This window comes from Pseudomonas baetica (genome assembly GCF_002813455.1).
Classification (GTDB): domain Bacteria; phylum Pseudomonadota; class Gammaproteobacteria; order Pseudomonadales; family Pseudomonadaceae; genus Aquipseudomonas; species Aquipseudomonas baetica.
In genome coordinates this window covers 4,947,943-4,967,784 of sequence record NZ_PHHE01000001.1, presented here as the reverse complement: position 1 = coordinate 4,967,784, position 19,842 = coordinate 4,947,943, and the positions used below count along the sequence as shown (strand labels likewise).

The window sequence follows — 19,842 nt, the reverse complement described above, 5'->3', positions numbered from 1 at the left end:
CATGTCAAAATTCTTCATCGACCGTCCGATTTTCGCTTGGGTAATTGCCCTGGTGATCATGCTGGTCGGGGCACTATCGATCCTCAAGTTGCCGATCAACCAGTACCCGAGCATTGCGCCACCGGCCATTGCGATCTCCGTGACCTACCCGGGCGCTTCGGCGCAAACCGTGCAGGACACCGTGGTCCAGGTGATCGAGCAACAGCTCAACGGTATCGACAATCTGCGTTATGTGTCCTCGGAAAGTAACTCCGACGGCAGCATGACCATCACCGCGACCTTCGAGCAAGGCACCAACTCCGACACCGCGCAGGTGCAGGTTCAGAACAAGCTGAACCTGGCCACCCCGCTGCTGCCGCAGGAAGTGCAGCAGCAAGGTATCCGTGTAACCAAGGCAGTGAAAAACTTCCTGCTGGTGATCGGCGTCGTGTCGCGTGACGGCAGCATGTCCAAGGACGACCTGTCCAACTACATCGTGTCGAACATGCAGGACCCGGTCTCGCGCACCGCCGGTGTCGGTGACTTCCAGGTCTTCGGTGCCCAATATGCGATGCGTATCTGGCTCGACCCGGCCAAGTTGAACAACTTCAACCTGACCCCGGTCGACGTGAAAACCGCCATTGCGGCGCAGAACGTCCAGGTCTCGTCCGGTCAGCTCGGCGGCTTGCCGGCCGTGCAAGGTCAGCAACTCAACGCGACGATCATCGGCAAGACCCGTCTGCAAACCGCCGAGCAGTTCAAGGAAATCCTGCTCAAGGTCAACAAGGACGGCTCTCAGGTTCGCCTGAAAGACGTCGCCGACGTCGGTCTCGGTGGTGAAAACTACGCGATCAGCGCCCAGTTCAATGGCAGCCCGGCTTCCGGTCTGGCAGTGAAACTGGCCAACGGCGCCAACGCCCTGGACACGGCCAAAGCCCTGCGCACTACCATCGACGGCCTCAAGCCGTTCTTCCCGCCAGGCATGGAAGTGGTATTCCCGTACGACACTACCCCGGTGGTGACTGAATCGATCAAAGGCGTGGTTCACACGCTGGTCGAAGCCGTGGTGCTGGTGTTCCTGGTGATGTTCCTGTTCCTGCAGAACTTCCGCGCCACGGTCATCACGACCATGACGGTGCCGGTGGTATTGCTCGGTACGTTCGGCATCCTCGCCGCCGCCGGTTTCAGCATCAACACCCTGACGATGTTCGGGATGGTGCTGGCCATCGGCTTGCTGGTGGACGACGCCATCGTCGTGGTGGAAAACGTCGAGCGGGTGATGGCGGAAGAAGGCCTGTCACCCAAGGAAGCGACCAAAAAGTCCATGGGCCAGATCCAGGGCGCACTGGTCGGTATCGCGCTGGTACTGTCGGCGGTATTGCTGCCGATGGCATTCTTCGGTGGTTCGACCGGGGTCATCTACAAGCAGTTCTCGATCACCATCGTCTCGGCCATGGGCCTGTCGGTGCTGGTGGCTTTGATCTTTACCCCGGCGCTCTGCGCGACCATGCTCAAACCGATTCCTCATGGTGAGCATGGCACGCCGAAAAAAGGCTTCTTCGGCTGGTTCAACCGCAACTTCGACCGCAGCGTCAAAAGCTACGAGCGCGGCGTTGGTAATATCCTGCGCCAGAAGGTGCCGTACCTGCTGGCCTATGCGCTGATTCTGATCGGCATGATCTGGCTGTTCATGCGTATTCCTTCCTCCTTCCTGCCGGAAGAAGACCAGGGCGTACTGTTCGCTCAAGTGCAAACCCCGGCCGGCTCCAGTGCCCAGCGCACTCAGGTGGTCGTGGATGAAATGCGTGAGTACCTGCTGCGTCCGACCAAGGATGGCGGTGAAGGTGACACGGTTGCCTCGGTGTTCACCGTGACCGGCTTCAACTTCGCCGGCCGTGGTCAGAGCTCGGGGATGGCGTTCATCATGCTCAAGCCATGGGATGAACGTGACGCCGACAACAGCGTGTTCAAACTGGCCGCTCGCGCTCAGCAGCACTTCTTTACCTTCCGTGACGCGATGGTGTTCGCCTTCGCCCCGCCGGCGGTACTGGAATTGGGTAACGCCACCGGTTTCGACGTGTTCCTGCAGGACCGCGCCGGTATCGGTCATGAAAAACTGATGGAGGCACGCAACCAGTTCCTCGGCATGGCGGCGCAGAGCAAGGTGCTCTCGCAAGTGCGTCCGAACGGTCTGAATGACGAGCCACAGTTCCAGCTGGAAATCGACGACGAGAAGGCCAGTGCCCTGGGCATTACCATCAGCGACATCAACAACACCTTGTCGATTGCCTTGGGCAGTAGCTACGTCAACGACTTCATCGACCGCGGTCGGGTAAAAAAGGTGTACGTGCAAGGCCAGCCGGATTCGCGCATGAACCCGGAAGACTTGAAGAAGTGGTACGTACGCAACGCCAGCGGCACCATGGTTCCGTTCTCGGCATTCGCCAAGGGCGAGTGGATCTACGGCTCGCCGAAGCTCTCGCGCTATAACGGCGTGGAAGCGGTGGAAATCCTTGGTGCCCCGGCTCCGGGTTACTCCACAGGTGAAGCCATGGCTGAAGTCGAGGCCATCGCCGCGAAACTGCCGAAAGGCGTGGGCATCTCCTGGACCGGTCTGTCCTATGAAGAGCGTCTGGCAGGCTCGCAAGCTCCAGCACTGTTCGCGTTGTCGCTGTTGATGGTGTTCCTGTGTCTGGCGGCACCCTACGAGAGCTGGTCGATTCCGATCGCAGTCGTGCTCGTGGTGCCGTTGGGGATCATTGGTGCTCTGCTCGCGACCAGTCTGCGCGGCCTGTCCAACGACGTGTACTTCCTGGTGGGCCTGTTGACGACCATCGGTCTGGCGGCGAAAAACGCCATTCTGATCGTCGAGTTCGCCAAGGAGCTGCACGAACAGGGCGCCAGTCTGCGCGACGCAGCCATCGAGGCTTGCCGCATGCGTCTGCGTCCGATCATCATGACCTCGCTGGCGTTTATCCTCGGCGTGGTACCGCTGGCAATTTCCACCGGCGCGGGCTCAGGTAGCCAACACGCCATCGGTACGGTGGTAATCGGCGGTATGATCACCGCCACGATCCTGGCGATCTTCTGGGTCCCACTGTTCTTCGTCACGGTTTCGTCCATGGGCCAGCGTAAAAACGCCGACCAGGATGAAACTAAAGAAACTCCTAAAGAGGCTGGCCAATGAGCAAGTCGCTACTCTCCCTCGCAGTCGCCGCCTTCGTGCTGAGCGGTTGCTCGCTGATACCTGATTATCAGCAGCCTGAGGCTCCGGTCGCAGGCCAGTACCCACAGGGCCCGGCGTATTCGCCGGCCCAGGCACCGGCGCAAGCTGCTGCCGAACAGGGCTGGAAGCAGTTTTTCCATGACCCGGCCCTGCAACAGCTGATCCAGGTCTCGCTGGAAAACAACCGCGACCTGCGTGTTGCCGCACTGAACATCGACGCTTATGCGGCCCAGTACCGCATCCAGCGCGCCGACCTGTTCCCGGCGGTTTCGGCCAATGGCAGCGGCAGCCGCCAGCGGGTTCCGGCGCGTGCGTCACAGACCGGCGAGTCGAGCATCACCAGCTCCTACTCCGCCACGGTCGGCGTCAGTGCCTACGAACTCGACCTGTTCGGTCGGGTTCGCAGCCTGAGCGAACAAGCGCTGCAACAATACTTCGCCACTGAAGAAGCGCGCCGCAGCACCCAGATCAGCCTGGTCGCCAGCGTCGCCAACGCCTACCTGACCTGGCAGGCCGACAAGGAACTGCTCAAGCTGACGCAAGACACCCTCGGTGCCTTCGAAGAAAGCTACAAGTTGACCAGTCGCAGCAACGAAGTCGGTGTCGCCTCGGCACTGGATCTGGCGCAGTCGCGCACCTCGGTGGAAAACGCTCGTGCCCAACTGGCGCGCTACACCCGTCAGGTCGCGCAGGATGAAAACAGCCTGACCCTGCTGCTCGGCACCGGTATCCCGGCCAACCTGCAAACGGCCAAACCGTTGGCCGATGACCTGCTCAGCGACGTGCCGCCCGGTCTGCCATCGGATCTGCTGCAACGTCGTCCGGACATCCTGCAAGCCGAGTACAACCTGAAAGCGGCCAACGCCAACATCGGCGCGGCCCGTGCCGCGTTCTTCCCGAGCATCAGCCTGACCGCCAACGCGGGCAGCCTGAGCCCGGATCTGTCCGGTCTGTTCAAGGGGGGTTCGGGGACGTGGCTGTTCCAGCCGCAGATCAACCTGCCGATCTTCAACGCCGGCAGCCTGCGCGCCAGCCTCGACTACGCCAAGATCCAGAAGGACATTGGCGTGGCGAACTACGAGAAAGCGATTCAAACCGGCTTCCAGGAAGTCGCCGACGGCCTGGCCGCACGCCAGACCTATACCGAACAGCTGCAGGCGCAGCGTGACTTCGTGCAGGCCAACCAGGATTACTACCGCCTGGCCGAGCGTCGTTACCGCATCGGTGTCGACAGCAACCTGACCTTCCTCGATGCCCAGCGTCAGTTGTTCAGCGCGCAACAAGCGCTGATCACCGACCGCCTCGCGCAGCTGACCAGTGCGGTCAACCTGTACAAGGCTCTGGGTGGTGGCTGGAATGCGCAGACCGCGCAGAACGAACCGCTGAAAGAAGAAGCACCGAAGATGAAGTTGTTCTGATCATTTGGTGAACACATCAAGCCCACCTTTTGGTGGGCTTTTTGTTGTCTAGCAGAACGTTGTGTTGTCTGGACTGGCCCCTTCGCGAGCAAGCCCGCTCCCACATTTGGAATGCGTTCCCCTGTGGGAGCGGGCTTGCTCGCGAAGACGTCAGCCCAGACACACAAAAAACCGGCTCAATCTTGCGTTCGATAATCGCCCAAAACCCTCTTTCCCCGATTGAAACCCCGCCTCTGCGCCCCGCACCATTCGCTTCACAAAACCAATAACAACAGGTTCGACACCATGCCCCCGCGCCCTACCCTGTCCGGCTGATCGCCGCCGCTTCATCCCCGAATGTGCAACTTCATGTTTGCCCCCGAAAGCGGCGGCAACGGCTCCGTTCGACTCAAAAAAAACAACAAGAGACTCTGCGATGACACATCCCACTGCGCCGTACGCATTACCCGGCCTGATCGCCCTCGCTCTGGCCGGGGCTGCTTTGCCCGCTGCGGCCGAAGAAGCCGGCTTCATCGAAGGGGCGAAGGTCAACCTCAACCTACGCAACTTCTACATCAACCGTAATTTCACCAACCCGACCAAGGCTCAGGGCAAGGCTGAAGAGTGGACGCAGAGCTTCATTCTCGACGCCAAATCCGGCTTCACCCAAGGCACCGTCGGTTTCGGCATGGACGTGCTCGGCTTGTATTCGGTGAAACTTGACGGTGGCAAAGGCACTGGCGGTACGCAGTTGCTGCCGCTTGATCATGACGGCCGCCCGGCGGACAACTTCGGCCGCACCAACGTCGCGTTCAAGGCCAAGCTGTCGCAGACCGAAGTGAAGGTCGGCGAATGGATGCCAGTGCTGCCGATCCTGCGTTCGGACGACGGTCGCTCGCTGCCGCAAACCTTCCGCGGCGGGCAGATCACCTCGAAGGAAATCAACGGCCTGACCCTGTACGGTGGCCAGTTCCGCGCCAACAGCCCGCGCGACGACAGCAGCATGAGCGACATGTCGATGACCGGCAAAGCCGCGTTCACCTCCGATCGCTTCAATTTTCAGGGCGGCGAATACGTTTTCAACGAAAAACGCACGCAGATCGGCCTGTGGAACGCCGAACTCAAGGACATCTACAGCCAGCAGTACGTCAACCTGATCCATAGCCAGCCACTCGGTGACTGGACGCTGGGCGCCAACCTTGGTTTCTTCTACGGCAAGGACGACGGCAGCGCCCGCGCCGGCGATCTCGACAACAAGACCTGGTCGGGGATGTTCTCGGCCCGATACGGCGGCAACACCTTTTACGTCGGTATGCAAAAACTCACCGGCGACAGCGCGTGGATGCGGGTTAACGGCACCAGCGGCGGCACGCTGGCCAACGACAGTTACAACGCCAGTTACGACAACGCTCAGGAGCGTTCCTGGCAGGTGCGCCACGACTACAATTTCGCCGCCCTCGGCGTCCCCGGCCTGACCCTGATGAACCGCTATATCAGCGGCGACAACGTACACACCGGCACCATCACCGATGGCAAGGAATGGGGGCGCGAATCGGAACTGGGCTACACCGTGCAGAGCGGCACGCTGAAGGATCTCAACGTCAGATGGCGCAACTCGACCATGCGCCGGGACTTCAGCAATAACGAATTCGATGAGAACCGCCTCATCGTCAGCTACCCGATCAGCCTGTTGTAAAACACTGATATTCCCCTGTGGGAGCGAGCCTGCTCGCGAAAGCGGTGTGTCAGATAAGCATATGCCGACTGACACGGCGCCTTCGCGAGCAGGCTCGCTCCCACATTTGATCTCCTACAGGCAGATATCGCCATTGGTCAGGAGAAGTGGCACTTTGCCGGCCGGCGGGTAAAGTGACAAAACCTGAAGGACTCAGGTGCTTCACCCTTTCCGCTTCCGTCGTCGTAGTCGGTCCTCAAGCTGGGAGCCAGGTTGTCATCGGAAGACACCAACGATCACCGGAGGACCACCTCAATGATCTCTCGTCTCGCAACCCCCGACTGGGACGCCAAGGCGTACCAGCAGTTTTTCCGTCTCAGGCAACGCCCGGTCAATGAATTGCTCGACCGTGTCGACTTGCAAAACCCTCAACGCATTTACGACCTCGGCTGCGGCACCGGCATTGCCACGCAGTTGCTGGCCAAACGCTGGCCGCGCGCGCAGTTGCAGGGCGTCGACAGCTCCACGCAGATGCTCGATGAAGCGCGCTGTCTGCCGATCCGGGCGCAGTGGAAGTGTTGCGATCTGCTCGAATGGCGGCCGGAGCAGCCGGCGGATCTGCTGCTCGCTGCCGCCGTACTGCACTTTATCGGGGGCCATGAAACGCTGCTGCCGCACCTGCTCGGTTATCTCAATCCCGGCGGTTGTCTGGCGGCGCACATGCCCGACTGGCGCGATGCGCTGTGGTATCGGCTGATGCTCGATACCCTCGAAGATGGCGGCCCCGGCGGCACGCCATTAGGCACACCGCAACTGCGCCAGCGCATGGCGGCGCGGCCGTTGTTGGCGCTGGAGGATTACTACCGTTTGCTGGCGCCGTTGACCACGTCGCTGGATATCTGGGAGACCGAGCAGTTGCAGGTGGTCGACGGCAAATCGCCGGTGTATGACTGGGTGAAAGTGTCGGCGCTGCGGCCGGTGATGCAGGCGCTGGATTCAGCGGAGCAGGCGCGGTTTATTTATCACTATCTGATGCGGGTGCACGCGCAGTATCCGCAGGAGGCGGATGGGCATACGTTGTTTGCGTTCAAGCGGATATTTATTGTCGCCACGGTTTGATTCGTTACGGCCGCTACCGCTTTCGCGAGCAAGCCCGCTCCCACAGTTGAAATGCATTCCAAATGTGGGAGCGGGCTTGCTCGCGAAAGCGTCAGACCGGGCAACACTTATTCCCGGGATTCAACCCCAAGCTCATCCCACACCGATTCCGCCAGGTGAAAAGTGGCATTCGCCGCCGGAATCCCGCAATAGATCGCGCTCTGCATGATCACTTCCTTGATCTCGCCCCGGCTGACGCCGTTATTGGCTGCGGCACGCAGATGCAGTTTCAGCTCGCCCTCGCGGTTCATGCCGATCAGCATGGCGATGGTGATCAGGCTGCGGGTATGCCGAGGCAAACCCGGGCGAGTCCAGATATCGCCCCAGGCATGACGAGTGATCATCTCCTGAAACTCCGAGTTGAACTCGGTCAGCGTGGTCAGGCTGCGATCGACATGAGCATCGCCCAACACCGCGCGGCGAACTTGCATGCCTTCGTCGTAACGTTGTTTCTCGTCCACAAAAACTTCCTCACTTCGCCTGCAAAAACGCCAATACACGCTCGCTGAAATCAGCGCCGGCCTGCACGTTGGAAAGATGCGCCGCATAGAACTCGGCGTACTCGGCACCACGCACGTGTTCCTGAATGAAATGCCCGCCGGACGGCGGTGTCACCGCGTCTTCGGTACCGGCAATGACCAGCAGCGGCACGTTGATCGAGGCCAATTGATCACGAAAATCGGCATCACGTACCGCCGCGCAATTGGCGGCATAGCCTTGAGGGTTGGTGGCCGCGAGCATGTCGGTAATCTGCTTGGCCGCAGCCGGATGCGCCGCCGAAAAGTCCGGGGTAAACCAGCGGGCAATCGACGCATCGCGTAGGGCAACCATCGCCGCCGGGCCGTCGCGCAGGACGGTTTCGATGCGCGGGTTCCACACCGATGGATCGCCGATTTTCGCAGCGGTGTTGCACACGATCAGCTTGTGCAAACGCTGGCCGGCATTGATCCCCAGCCACTGGCCGATCAAGCCGCCCATCGACAGACCGCAGAAATGCGCGCGCTCGATGTGCAGCGCATCCAGCAGCGCCAGCACGTCGCGGCCCAGTTGCTCGATGCTATAGGGCCCCGGCGTCACCAGCGATTGGCCGTGGCCACGGGTGTCGAACCGCAGCACGCGAAAATGCTCGGTGAACGCCGGCATTTGCGCGTCCCACATGTGCAGGTCGGTGCCCAGTGAGTTGGACAGCACCAGCACCGGCGCATCGACCGGGCCTTGAATGGTGTAGTGCAGTTCGCCATCGGCGAGTTGAACGAAAGCCACAGCCCTCTCCTTCAGACAGTCAAAGCGTTGTGTTCGGCCACCGCACGCTCGACCCAGACTTGTGCCTGACCGAGGTAATGGGCGGGATTCAAAAGATGGTCCAGTTCAGCGGCGCTCAGTTCGGCGGTCACTTGCGGCTCGTCACCGAGTACGGCACGCAAGTGACGCTGCTCGGCCACCGCACGTTTACAGCATTGTTGGAGCAAGTGATGCGCGCTGTCGCGCCCGACCCGTTGCGCGAGGACGATGCTCACCGCTTCGGCCAGCACCAGCCCTTGGGTCAGTTCGAGGTTGCGGCCCATGCGCTCGGCGTCGACTTCGAGGCCATCAGCGAGCAACCGCGCCTGTTGCAACGATCCGGAAACGAGGCAGCAGATGTCCGGCAGGGTTTCCCATTCGGCATGCCACAGGCCGAGGCTGCGCTCGTGTTCCTGGGGCATCGCACTGAACAATGTCGACACCAGCCCCGGTACCCGCGTCGCGGCGCCGATCAGCACTGCCGCGCCGACCGGATTGCGTTTGTGCGGCATGGTCGAGGAGCCGCCCTTGCCCGGCGCCGCGGGTTCGAACACTTCGGCCGCTTCGGTCTGCATCAACAAACTGACGTCGCGCCCGAGCTTGCCGAGGCTGCCGGCAATCAAGCCGAGTGCCGCGCCAAACTCGACGATGCGATCACGCTGGGTGTGCCATGGCTGTTCCGGCAGGGTCAGTTGCAGTTCCTCAGCCAAGGCCTCAGCGATCGGCAATGCCTGCTCGCCCAGCGCCGCGAGGGTGCCCGACGCGCCGCCGAATTGCAGCACCAGCAGACGCGGCTTGAGTTCGCGCAGACGCTGACGGCTGCGAGTCACGGCTCCCAGCCAACCGGCGATTTTCATGCCGAGGGTCACCGGTGTCGCGTGTTGCAACCAGGTGCGCCCGGCCAGCGGTGTAGCGGCATGACGTTGTGCCTGAGTGGCGAGCGAAGCGGCGAGTAGCGCCAATTCCTCTTCGATCAAGTCCAGCGCCTGACGCAATTGCAGCACCAGCCCGCAATCCATCACGTCCTGACTGGTCGCGCCCAGATGCACATAACGTTCGGCCTCGGCATCGGTTGCGGCAATCTGCTTGCCCAACGCCTTGACCAGCGGAATCGCCGAATTGCCGGCCGTGGCAATCGCCTCGCCCAGCGCCGCGAAATCGTACAGATCAGCGCTGCACGCGCTGACGATCGGGGCAACGGCGGACGCCGGAATCAGTCCGACCCGCGCCTCGGCCCGGGCCAGCGCTGCTTCGAAGTCGAGCATCGCCTGCACGCGGCCCTGATCGCAGAACACTTCGCGCATATCACGGGCCGTGAAATAGGCATCGAACAATTGATTGCCCGGTCGCTGAGTCATAAACAGTCCTTGCCGGCGCGGGCCATGGCGGCCCGCGCACATTGGTTTACAGATCGTGGTGCAAATACTTCGCCTGCTTGGGCAGACGCAGACTGAACAGGAAGGCCACCGCCATCATCGCCGTGACGTACCAGTAGAAAGCGTTTTCCATGCCGCCAGCCTTCAGACTCAGGGCAACGAATTCCGCCGAGCCACCGAAGATCGCGTTGGCCACCGCATAAGCCAGGCCCACGCCAAGGGCGCGGACTTCCGGCGGGAACATTTCGGCTTTCACCAGGCCGCTGATCGAGGTGTAGAAACTGACAATCGCCAGCGCCACGGTGATCAGCACAAAAGCCAGGAGCGGACTGCTGACGCCTTTGAGGCTGAGCAGGATCGGCACGGTGAACAGCGTACCGAGCCCGCCGAACCAGAGCATCGAGTTACGTCGGCCAATCTTGTCGGCGAGCATGCCGAACAGCGGTTGCATGCACATATATAAGAACAGCGCGCCGGTCATGATGTAACTGGCGGTCTTGGCGTGCATGCCGGCGGTGTTCACCAGGTACTTCTGCATGTACGTGGTGAAGGTGTAGAAAATCAGCGAGCCACCGGCGGTATAACCCAGCACGGTGATAAACGCGGCTTTGTGATCGCGAAACAGCGCACGGATGCTGCCGGCGTCCTTGTTCTCGCGCATCTCCTTGCTGGTGGTTTCTTTCAGCGAACGACGCAGGAACAGCGAAATCAACGCCGCCACTGCCCCCACCACAAACGGAATCCGCCAGCCGTAGGCACGCAGATCGTCTTCGGTAAGGAACTGCTGAAGCACCACCACCAGGGACACCGCCAGCAATTGCCCGCCAATCAACGTCACGTACTGGAACGAGGCGAAGAAACCGCGCTGGCCCTTGAGCGCGACTTCGCTCATGTAGGTCGCGGTGGTGCCGTACTCGCCACCCACCGACAGACCTTGCAACAGGCGCGCGAACAACAACAAGACTGGCGCCCAGACGCCGATGTCCTTGTAGGTCGGCAGACAGGCGATGAGCAATGAGCCAAAGCACATCATCAGAATCGAGATCAGCATCGAGGCCTTGCGGCCCTTCTTGTCCGCCAGACGCCCGAAGATCCAACCGCCGATAGGACGCATCAGGAAACCGGCGGCGAACACGCCCGCCGTGTTGACCAGTTGCACCGTGGGGTTATCGGAGGGGAAAAACGCCGGGGCAAAATAGATCGCGCAAAAGGCGTAGACGTAGAAGTCGAACCATTCGACCAGGTTGCCGGACGAGGCGCCGACAATGGCAAAGATACGCTTGCTGCGCTCCTCACCGGTGTAATGGGATGTGGTGGTTGTCATTGTTTTTCACTCAATAGGGACTGTGAGAGTCTAGACACACTTTGCAACAGTCCCGTTCCACAGTTCCATCTGCAACAGAGTTCTCACCTGTGGGAGCGAGCCTGCTCGCGAAGAGGGAGTGTCAGACGACATTTATGTTGGCTGACCCTCCGCTTTCGCGAGCAAGCCCGCTCCCACAGGTGATTGGTGGTGTTCCTCAGTAATCGAAGAACACGGTCTCGGCGTCAGTGCCCTGCAAAATCACATTCCACTGGTACCCCCCCGACGCATCCGGCTTGGCCAGCAACGTCGCGCGGCGCTCGGCCGGTACACATTCCAGCAGCGGATCACTCACGTTCGCCGGATCACCTTCAAAGTAAATCCGCGTCAGCAAGTGCTTCACCAACCCGCGCGCAAACACCAGCACCACCAGATGCGGTGCCTGGGTCGAGCCCTTCAAACCCTCGACCGTGCCCGGTTTGATCGTGGTGAAACGGAAACGCCCTTCGGCATCCACCGGTACTCGGCCGAAACCTTCGAAATGCGGGTCCAGCGGTTTGTCCTGTTCGTCTTCCGGATGGTCGTACTTGCCCGCCGCGTTGGCTTGCCAGACTTCCAGCATGGCGTCGTTGACGACATCGCCATTGCCATCCACCACTTGCCCGGTGATCGCCACGCGCTCGCCCAAAGTCAACTCAGTGGCGAGGTTCTCGCGGTTCAGCCAGGTCAGGCCGATGTGGTAATACGGCCCGACGGTGTGGGATGTGGTCGCATTCAGGGTCATCTTATTTCTCCATCGGCGTGGCATCACGGCCGCGCAGCACGATGTCCCAGCGGTATCCGAGGGCGTAGGACGGAATGGTTTTTTCCAGATCGAAACGGGCGATCAGGCGTTCCTTGGCCGACGTGTCCGGCACGCAGTTGTAGATCGGGTCGTAGGCCAGCAACGGGTCGCCGGGGAAATACATCTGCGTCACCAAGCGGGTGAGGATGCTCGGCCCGAACAGCGAGAAATGGATGTGCGCCGGGCGCCACGCATTGTGGTGGTTGCCCCACGGATAGGCGCCGGGCTTGATGGTCTGGAACTGATACCAGCCGTCGGCGTCGGTCACGGTGCGGCCAGTACCGGTGAAGTTCGGGTCCAGCGGCGCGTCATGCAGGTCGCGCGGGTGGTTGTAGCGGCCGGCGGCGTTGGCCTGCCAGATTTCTACAAGAATCCCCGGCACCGGCAAGCCGTTTTCGTCGAGCACACGGCCGTGGATGATGATCCGCTCGCCCTGTGGTTCGCCGTCATGCTGGGCGGTCAGGTCGTTGTCCTTGTCGTCCACTCGCTCGGCGCCGATGGTCGGCCCGGTGATTTCCGACAGCGAGTGGGGCAGAAACACCAAAGGCTTGGATGGTGAGCGCAAATTGGTCGATTGATACGTCGGGTGCAGGTACTCAGGCTGGGTGCCTTCCTGCGGACGACGGTAACCAGGCTTGTCAGTCATTTCGCTTTCCTCAGTTCTTATTCGTGCAGCTGTCGTCAGACGCGTTCGATGGCCAGGGCCAGACCCTGGCCGACACCGACGCACATGGTCGCAAGACCTGTCTTGCCGCCGGTCTTTTCCAAATGATGCAGCGCGGTCAGCACCAGGCGCGCACCGCTCATGCCCAACGGATGGCCCAAGGCAATCGCGCCGCCGTTCGGGTTGACCTGAGCGGCGTCATCCGCCAGTCCCAGTTCGCGCAGCACTGCCAGGCCTTGGCTGGCGAACGCTTCGTTGAGTTCGATCACGTCGAAATCGCTGACCGCGACACCGAGGCGTTCGGTGAGTTTGCGCACCGCTGGCACCGGGCCGATGCCCATCACTCGTGGTGCGACGCCGGCACTGGCCATGCCCAGCACTTTGGCGCGGGCAGTCAGGCCGTGTTTCTTCACCGCTTCGGCGCAGGCCAGAATCAACGCAGCGGCGCCGTCGTTAACACCCGAGGCGTTGCCAGCAGTGACGGTTTTGTCCGCGCCGTTGACCGGTTTCAGTTTGCTCAGGGCTTCGATTGTGGTGTCGGCGCGCGGGTGTTCATCCTGGCTGACCACGGTTTCGCCCTTTTTGTGGGCGATCCGTACTTCGACGATTTCTTCAGCGAAGTAGCCGGCGGCTTGCGCGGCGGCAGTGCGTTGCTGACTGCGCAGTGCGAAAGCGTCCTGATCCTCGCGGGAAATTTCGTAATCGTCAGCGACGTTGTCGGCGGTCTGCGGCATCGCATCGACGCCGTACTGCGCCTTCATCAACGGATTGATGAAACGCCAGCCAATGGTGGTGTCTTCCAGTTTCATGTTGCGCGAGAACGCCGCATCGGCCTTGCCCATCACGAACGGTGCGCGGGACATCGACTCGACGCCGCCGGCAATCGCCAGCTCCATCTCGCCGCTGGCGATGGCGCGAAACGCTGTGCCGATCGCATCCATCCCCGAAGCGCAGAGGCGATTGAGGGTCACGCCGGGTACGGTTTCCGGCAGGCCGGCCAGCAGCAGCGCCATGCGCGCAACGTTGCGGTTATCTTCGCCGGCCTGGTTGGCGCAGCCGAGGAACACCTCGTCGATGGCACTCCAGTCCACCGACGGGTTGCGCTCCATCAGTGCCTTGATCGGCACGGCGGCCAGATCATCGGCGCGAACGGTAGACAAACCACCACCGAAACGGCCGATAGGGGTACGAATCGCGTCACAGATAAAAACTTCACGCATCATGCTTCTCCAGGTGCCTGGCCGTGGGCCGCGGCGGTTCACTGCAGGTTAAGCCGCTGAAATTTGCCAGACAATCCGATAATCGACTGAGCGTTCGTTTATCGAACGCATTGTTATCAGCCTGACAATCAACGGCAAAAGCTTCGCGAGCAGGCTCGCTCCCACAGAAGTCACGTCGCACTTGTGGGAGCGAGCCTGCTCGCGAAGAGGCCCGCAAACTCGACAAACAATCAAGAATGCGTCACGTCGCATCCGCATGGCTGACCATGCCCTTGATCAACACCGCCGTGGTCGCCAATGCCGCAGGAATCACCAATGCCGTCAGTACCTGCTCGAAATTCCAGCCCAGCCCCAACAGCGTCGCGCCCATCCACGCGCCGAGAATCGCGCCGAAGCGGCCAATCCCCAGCATCCAGGACACACCGGTCGCCCGGCCCTGCGTCGGATAAAACCGCGCCGCCAAGGACGGCATCGCCGATTGCGCACCGTTCACGCACATCCCCGCCACCAGCACCAAGGTCGCCAGCAATGTGATGTTGCCCAGGCTCTGGCCCACCGCGTAGGCAAACACCCCGGCCAGCAGGTAGAAAATGCCGATGACCTTGTGCGGATTGAAGCGATCCATCGCCCATCCCACACCGACCGCACTCAACACGCCGCCAAACTGAAACAGCGCGCCAATGAAAGCCGACTGCTCCATGCTCGCACCGCTGTCACGCATGAGCGTCGGCAACCAACTGGTCAGCAGGTACACGATCACCAGGCCCATGAAGTAGGTCAGCCACAGCAGCAACGTGCCGGTGCTGTAAGTACCGGAGAAAATCACCGCGAACACGTTGCGTGCCTTGACGGTTTTCTGTTCCGGCACGCTGAAACTCGCAGCCTGGGCGATGACGGCCGGATCGATCGGCGCCAGCGTCTTGCGAATCTTGTCGGTGCCGCGGTTACGCACGACCAGGTAACGCGCCGATTCCGGCAGCCAGAACAGCAGCACCACGGCGAGGATCAACGGCAGAATCCCGCCGATCAGCAACAGGCTGTGCCAGCCGAACGCCGGAATCAGCTTGGCGGAAATGAACCCGCCACCGGCCATGCCCAGGTTGAAGCCGCAGAACATGCTGGTCACCAGCAGCGACTTCTTGCGCTCCGGGGTGTATTCCGAGAGCAGCGTGGTTGCGTTCGGCATGCCCGCGCCCAGACCCAGCCCCGTCAGGAAACGCAGCACCAGCAGTTGTTCGACATTGGTGCTGTATGCCGAGGCCAGACTGAAAGCTCCGAACAGCAACACCGCGCCCACCAACACGACTTTGCGCCCGAAGCGGTCAGCCAAAGGCCCGGAACCGAGTGCGCCGAAGACCATACCGATCAGCGCGGCACTCATCACCGGGCCGAGACTGGCGCGGTCGATGCCCCAGTCTTGTGACAATGCCGGGGCAATGAACCCCATGGCCGCCGTGTCGAGGCCATCGAGGAACACAATCAGAAAACACAGGATCACCACCCGCCACTGATAGCGCGAGATCGGTTGGGCATTGATGAAGGACTGCACGTCGAGGCAGTGACCTACAGCAGACTGAGGCTGGTTCATTATTTTTATTCCACGCAAAAAACGCAGTCGAACGGCGGCCGGCCAAAGAGCGGCACGGGCACAAGAATAGAAGGTTGCAATCAGATGCTGCAGTTAACCCGGCAACACGGGCGGAAGCGGCGACACTCGGGGAACGGGCGCATGGGGAGTTGCCTCTTGTCATTATTATCGGAGTCGGCAGTCCGGGCTGACGCGTCGGTCAGCACCGTATGACGCTGCCGCGACATTAATGATTCGAGGGTTTTAGCGTCAATTCGATAAACGCAACACTGTGCGTTTATCGAACAGCTTCATCAGGCAAACAACTGCGCGCTGAGGTCGCGACTGGCGTTAAGCAGGCCTGGCAGAAAACGTTGCTCAAGCTCAGTGCGACTGACGCGGCCGGCGTGGGTGCTCACGTTGAGCGCCGCCACCACTTGCCCCGAGGCGTCGTAGACTGGCACAGCAATCGAGCGCAGGCCTTGTTCCAGTTCCTGATCGACGATGCACCAGCCCTGCTGCCGTACTTCTTGCAAGCATTCGAGCAACGCGTCGGGGGTGTGAAGGGTGCGGCTGGTCTTGGCGACCAGGTCGGCGTGGTCGAGGTATTCACCCAGCGTCGTGTCGTCCAGCGCGGCCAGCAGAATGCGGCCCATCGACGTGCAATAGGCCGGCAGGCGCCCGCCCACCGACAGATCCACCGAAATCAGGCGTTGCGTCGTCGCCGAACGGGCGATGTAGAGTATATCGTCGCCTTCAAGCGTGGCCATGTTGCAGGCCTCATGCAGTTGCTCGCTCATGCGGTCGAGGTAGGGCTGGGCGGAAACCGCCAACGGCGTCGACGACAGATAGGCATGGCCCAGGGTCAGCACTTTCGGTAGCAGCGAATAGGTGCGGCCATCCGTAGTGGCGTAGCCGAGTTTGATCAAGGTGTGCAGGCAACGGCGCACGGCAGCGCGAGGGATTTCCGTGCGGTGGCTGATCTGGGCGATGGTGAGGTGCCGTTTGCGCTCCTGAAAAGCTTGCACCACCGCCAGACCACGGGCCAGCGACGTCATGAAGTCCGGATCGCCAGTCAGCGCCTGAATCCGCTTGGCCGGCGAGGCAACAATCGGCGGCGCGACGGAGGTGAAAGAGTTGCGCATTTGATCGTTCATTTCAGGTCCTTTATCCGGCACGGATCGGTGGCGACTCGAACGGCTCGCGTGAAGATGCATCAAAGCCGAGGCCGCATGATGGGGCGATTATCGAACCATCGGCCGATAATCGCAATCGACCCTGCATCACCCAGGCAACGGCTTGAACGGTTTGCCGTACTTCGCAATCCGCGCCTTAGTTGTTCGACTAAATGACGCCAAAAACAGAACGCCTGGCAAATAAATCTGCACCCGCACATTCAACTACCGATAAAAGTTGTCAGTAACAAAACGATCACACATCCAGAACCGTTTTTAACTTGGCAAAGATAGTCATTCCTGAATCGACCGCTATAATGCACCTCAGTGGCACCCGGTTTTTCAATCACCGTGATACCACCGACTGACGCGATGTCCATCGCCGACAGCCCAGGCCAGCGCCTGACGAATGACTCTTGCAACGCCAGCGCTCGCTGAAAAACAGGAAACTGATGCTACGTCAGTTTTAATCTGGTGCCGTAGCCGCCTGCAACATGGAAGTCTTGATCGCCCTGCCGATTACATCAACGCCTGTTCAGGTGTTGGCGCTCGGTGGACTCGATCAATCGATCCGTTGCCGTGCGTTTCACCAGACATTTATCTCAACTCAAACAGGTAGCACTGTGACGAAAGACGAACTGCGCGCAGAACTTGAGCGCCAGGAACAACGTTACAAGGAAGTTTACGGCGGGGAAGTCACCACCTACGCCGCTCAACCCGAACCGGAACGCAAGGCGTGGCGCAAACGCCCAACCGTTCAGGATCAGGTCTTCAAACAAGAAATTGAAAAGATCGAAAAGGAACTCAAAGCCGAAGAGCCATGAGCCACGGGTTTTGATTATTTCGAAGGTCAGCGTGCGCACCGGTTACGAGCGCGGTGTATCAACGATGCCTTGCGCGCCCGCTACCCGCGGGCAGCAGCTATCTCCCCGGCTTTGCGGCCGAAAAGGAGCTCGCTACAGGTTTCACAGATATTTCAGACAAGCGTTTGAGCCCGTGAGGCGACAACAAAATGACCGCTCGAAATACAATTTTTATATCAAAATCAATTACTTGAAAAACCCTGCCCCCCCCTTGGTTTTAACGCACTGCAACAAATTAAATCGAATAAGAGTGTTACTGATGAGCAGGGAGGGCATCGATTTCCAGTCTTTTCTGGCATAATCGCGCCCCCTTACGACCGGGTCAGAAAACCTTCATGATCGATTTATTCAGCGGACTGGATGCTTGGGTGCTTGTGAGCCTCTTGCTCGCCCTGACGTTTGTCCTCGCCTTCGAGTTCATCAATGGATTTCATGACACCGCTAACGCGGTAGCCACTGTTATCTACACCAAAGCCATGCCGCCTCACCTGGCGGTGTTCTTTTCCGGTGTGTTCAATTTCCTCGGCGTGCTGCTGGGTGGCGTTGGCGTGGCATATGCCATTGTCCATTTGCTGCCGGTTGAGCTGCTGATCAATGTGAACACCGGCCATGGCCTGGCGATGGTGTTCTCATTGCTCGCCGCGGCAATCACCTGGAATCTTGGCACCTGGTACTTCGGCATCCCGGCGTCCAGCTCCCACACCTTGATCGGTTCGATCCTCGGTGTAGGCCTGGCTAACGCCCTGATCAACGATATTCCGTTGGCCGACGGTGTGAACTGGCAGAAAGCGATCGATATCGGCGCCTCGCTGGTGTTCTCGCCGATGGCTGGCTTCCTCATCGCCGCACTGGTGCTGATCGGCCTGAAATGGTGGCGCCCGCTGTCAAAGATGCACAAGACACCGGAACAGCGCCGCAAGATCGACGACAAGAAGCACCCGCCGTTCTGGAATCGCCTGGTCCTGGTGATTTCGGCCATGGCCGTCAGCTTCGTGCACGGCTCCAACGATGGTCAGAAAGGCATCGGCCTGATCATGCTGGTGCTGATCGGTATCGTGCCTGCGCAGTTCGTACTCGACCTGAACAGCACGACCTACCAGATCGAACGCACCCGCGACGCGACGCTGCACCTGAGCCAGTTCTACCAGCGCAACGCCGACTCCCTCGGCGAGTTCCTCGCCCTGGGCAAGAGCGTAGAAGGCGACCTGCCGGAGAAATTCCGCTGCAACCCGCAGCAGACCGAACCGACCATCTCCGCCCTGCTCCACACCCTTAAAGGTGTTGCGGACTACCATTCGCTGTCGTCGGAAAGCCGCGTAGAAGTTCGTCGCTACCTGCTGTGCCTGGACGATACCGCGAAGAAAGTCGGCAAATTGCCTGGCCTCGAAGCCCGTGAAAAGGCTGACCTGGACAAACTGCGCAAAGACCTGACCACCACCACCGAATACGCCCCGTTCTGGGTGATTCTGGCGGTCGCGCTGGCCTTGGGTCTGGGCACCATGGTCGGCTGGAAACGCGTGGTGCTGACCATTGGCGAGAAGATCGGCAAGCAGGGCATGACCTATTCTCAGGGGATGTCGGCGCAGATCACGACGGCCAGTTTGATTGGTCTGGCCAACATCTTCAGTCTGCCGGTGTCGACTACGCACGTTCTGTCTTCGGGCGTGGCGGGCACCATGGTCGCCAACAAAAGCGGCCTGCAGGGTGGCACGGTTCGCACCATTCTGTTGGCCTGGGTGTTGACCCTGCCGGCGACTGTTGCGCTGTCGGCCGGGTTGTTCTGGCTGGCGTCCAAGGCGCTGGGTAGTTGATAGATAGCTGGAAATGAAAAAGGCGTGATTCGTGAGGATCGCGCCTTTTTTGTTTGGGGTTGGGGTTGGGGGCATATCCGTTTCTGCGGTAACGGCTGCTTAGGGTTCCGCCCTGACGGCGGGTCACCTTTTCCAAACGCCGAAAAGGTAACCCAAAAGGCTTTGCCCCGGCGTACGGCACTTCGCTGAGGCTCAGTGTTCCCTCGCTACGGTGTCCATCCGGGGGCATCGCCTACGGTTTGCTTCGCTGCACCTCCTCTCGATGAATGCGGCTGCGCCGCACGGCGCTGCGCGCCTACCCCC

At 60.6% G+C, this 19,842-nt stretch carries 15 protein-coding genes; 6 read left to right on the top strand and 9 right to left on the bottom strand.

The annotated features are described in order from the left end of the window. Position 1: 1 nt before the first annotated feature. The 4 genes from ATI02_RS23085 (at position 2) to ATI02_RS23070 (ending at position 7,396) form a co-directional block, all read left to right on the top strand. The gene (locus ATI02_RS23085) at positions 2-3,166 is read left to right on the top strand and encodes an efflux RND transporter permease subunit (RefSeq protein ID WP_100847471.1); all 3,165 of its coding nucleotides are present in this window, start codon (positions 2-4) and stop codon (positions 3,164-3,166) included. After that, the gene (gene emhC / locus ATI02_RS23080) at positions 3,163-4,623 is read left to right on the top strand and encodes an efflux RND transporter outer membrane subunit EmhC (RefSeq protein WP_095191495.1); all 1,461 of its coding nucleotides are present in this window, start codon (positions 3,163-3,165) and stop codon (positions 4,621-4,623) included. The genes ATI02_RS23085 and emhC overlap by 4 nt, the downstream gene beginning before the upstream one ends. A gap of 415 nt (positions 4,624-5,038) precedes the next feature. Beyond that, positions 5,039-6,298 (top strand): OprD family porin, encoded by a 1,260-nt coding sequence (locus ATI02_RS23075; protein ID WP_100847470.1) that lies wholly within the window; start codon positions 5,039-5,041, stop codon positions 6,296-6,298. A gap of 294 nt (positions 6,299-6,592) precedes the next feature. Continuing rightward, positions 6,593-7,396, top strand: coding sequence for a methyltransferase domain-containing protein (locus ATI02_RS23070; RefSeq protein ID WP_100847469.1), 804 nt, complete (start codon positions 6,593-6,595; stop codon positions 7,394-7,396). A gap of 107 nt (positions 7,397-7,503) precedes the next feature. Here the strand turns inward: ATI02_RS23070 and pcaC are convergent, their stop codons facing one another. The 9 genes from pcaC to pcaR all read right to left on the bottom strand — a co-directional run bounded on the left by pcaC (position 7,504) and on the right by pcaR (position 16,847). Next, positions 7,504-7,896, bottom strand: a complete 393-nt coding sequence (gene pcaC, locus ATI02_RS23065) for a 4-carboxymuconolactone decarboxylase (RefSeq protein ID WP_007917093.1) — start codon at positions 7,894-7,896, stop codon at positions 7,504-7,506. Positions 7,897-7,906: 10 nt separating this feature from the next. Continuing rightward, on the bottom strand, positions 7,907-8,698 hold the full coding sequence (gene pcaD, locus ATI02_RS23060; protein WP_100847468.1) for a 3-oxoadipate enol-lactonase: 792 nt from the start codon (positions 8,696-8,698) through the stop codon (positions 7,907-7,909). An 11-nt stretch (positions 8,699-8,709) separates the two neighbouring features. Beyond that, on the bottom strand, positions 8,710-10,074 hold the full coding sequence (locus ATI02_RS23055; protein ID WP_100847467.1) for a 3-carboxy-cis,cis-muconate cycloisomerase: 1,365 nt from the start codon (positions 10,072-10,074) through the stop codon (positions 8,710-8,712). Positions 10,075-10,120: 46 nt separating this feature from the next. Continuing rightward, entirely contained in the window at positions 10,121-11,416 is a 1,296-nt protein-coding gene (locus ATI02_RS23050) for an MFS family transporter (RefSeq protein ID WP_100847466.1), read from the bottom strand. A gap of 196 nt (positions 11,417-11,612) precedes the next feature. Next, complete coding sequence (pcaG, locus tag ATI02_RS23040; RefSeq protein ID WP_095191489.1) at positions 11,613-12,179, bottom strand: protocatechuate 3,4-dioxygenase subunit alpha; 567 nt, start codon at positions 12,177-12,179, stop codon at positions 11,613-11,615. A 1-nt stretch (position 12,180) separates the two neighbouring features. Continuing rightward, positions 12,181-12,885: a protocatechuate 3,4-dioxygenase subunit beta gene (gene pcaH, locus ATI02_RS23035; protein WP_100847465.1), complete on the bottom strand. Its 705-nt coding sequence runs from the start codon at positions 12,883-12,885 to the stop codon at positions 12,181-12,183. Between the two features lie 35 nt (positions 12,886-12,920). After that, complete coding sequence (gene pcaF, locus ATI02_RS23030) at positions 12,921-14,126, bottom strand: 3-oxoadipyl-CoA thiolase (RefSeq protein ID WP_170947329.1); 1,206 nt, start codon at positions 14,124-14,126, stop codon at positions 12,921-12,923. Positions 14,127-14,364: 238 nt separating this feature from the next. Further along, positions 14,365-15,711 carry a 4-hydroxybenzoate transporter PcaK gene (pcaK, locus tag ATI02_RS23025; RefSeq protein ID WP_095191486.1) on the bottom strand — a complete coding sequence of 449 codons (1,347 nt, stop codon included), beginning with the start codon at positions 15,709-15,711 and terminating at the stop codon, positions 14,365-14,367. A gap of 293 nt (positions 15,712-16,004) precedes the next feature. After that, complete coding sequence (pcaR, locus tag ATI02_RS23020; RefSeq protein ID WP_095191485.1) at positions 16,005-16,847, bottom strand: pca regulon transcriptional regulator PcaR; 843 nt, start codon at positions 16,845-16,847, stop codon at positions 16,005-16,007. 641 nt (positions 16,848-17,488) lie between these two features. Between pcaR and ATI02_RS23015 the strand changes: the two genes are divergently transcribed. Next, positions 17,489-17,689, top strand: coding sequence for a hypothetical protein (locus ATI02_RS23015; RefSeq protein ID WP_008080067.1), 201 nt, complete (start codon positions 17,489-17,491; stop codon positions 17,687-17,689). Positions 17,690-18,063: 374 nt separating this feature from the next. Further along, positions 18,064-19,539, top strand: coding sequence for an inorganic phosphate transporter (locus ATI02_RS23010; RefSeq protein ID WP_095191484.1), 1,476 nt, complete (start codon positions 18,064-18,066; stop codon positions 19,537-19,539). The last annotated feature ends 303 nt before the right edge of the window (positions 19,540-19,842 follow it).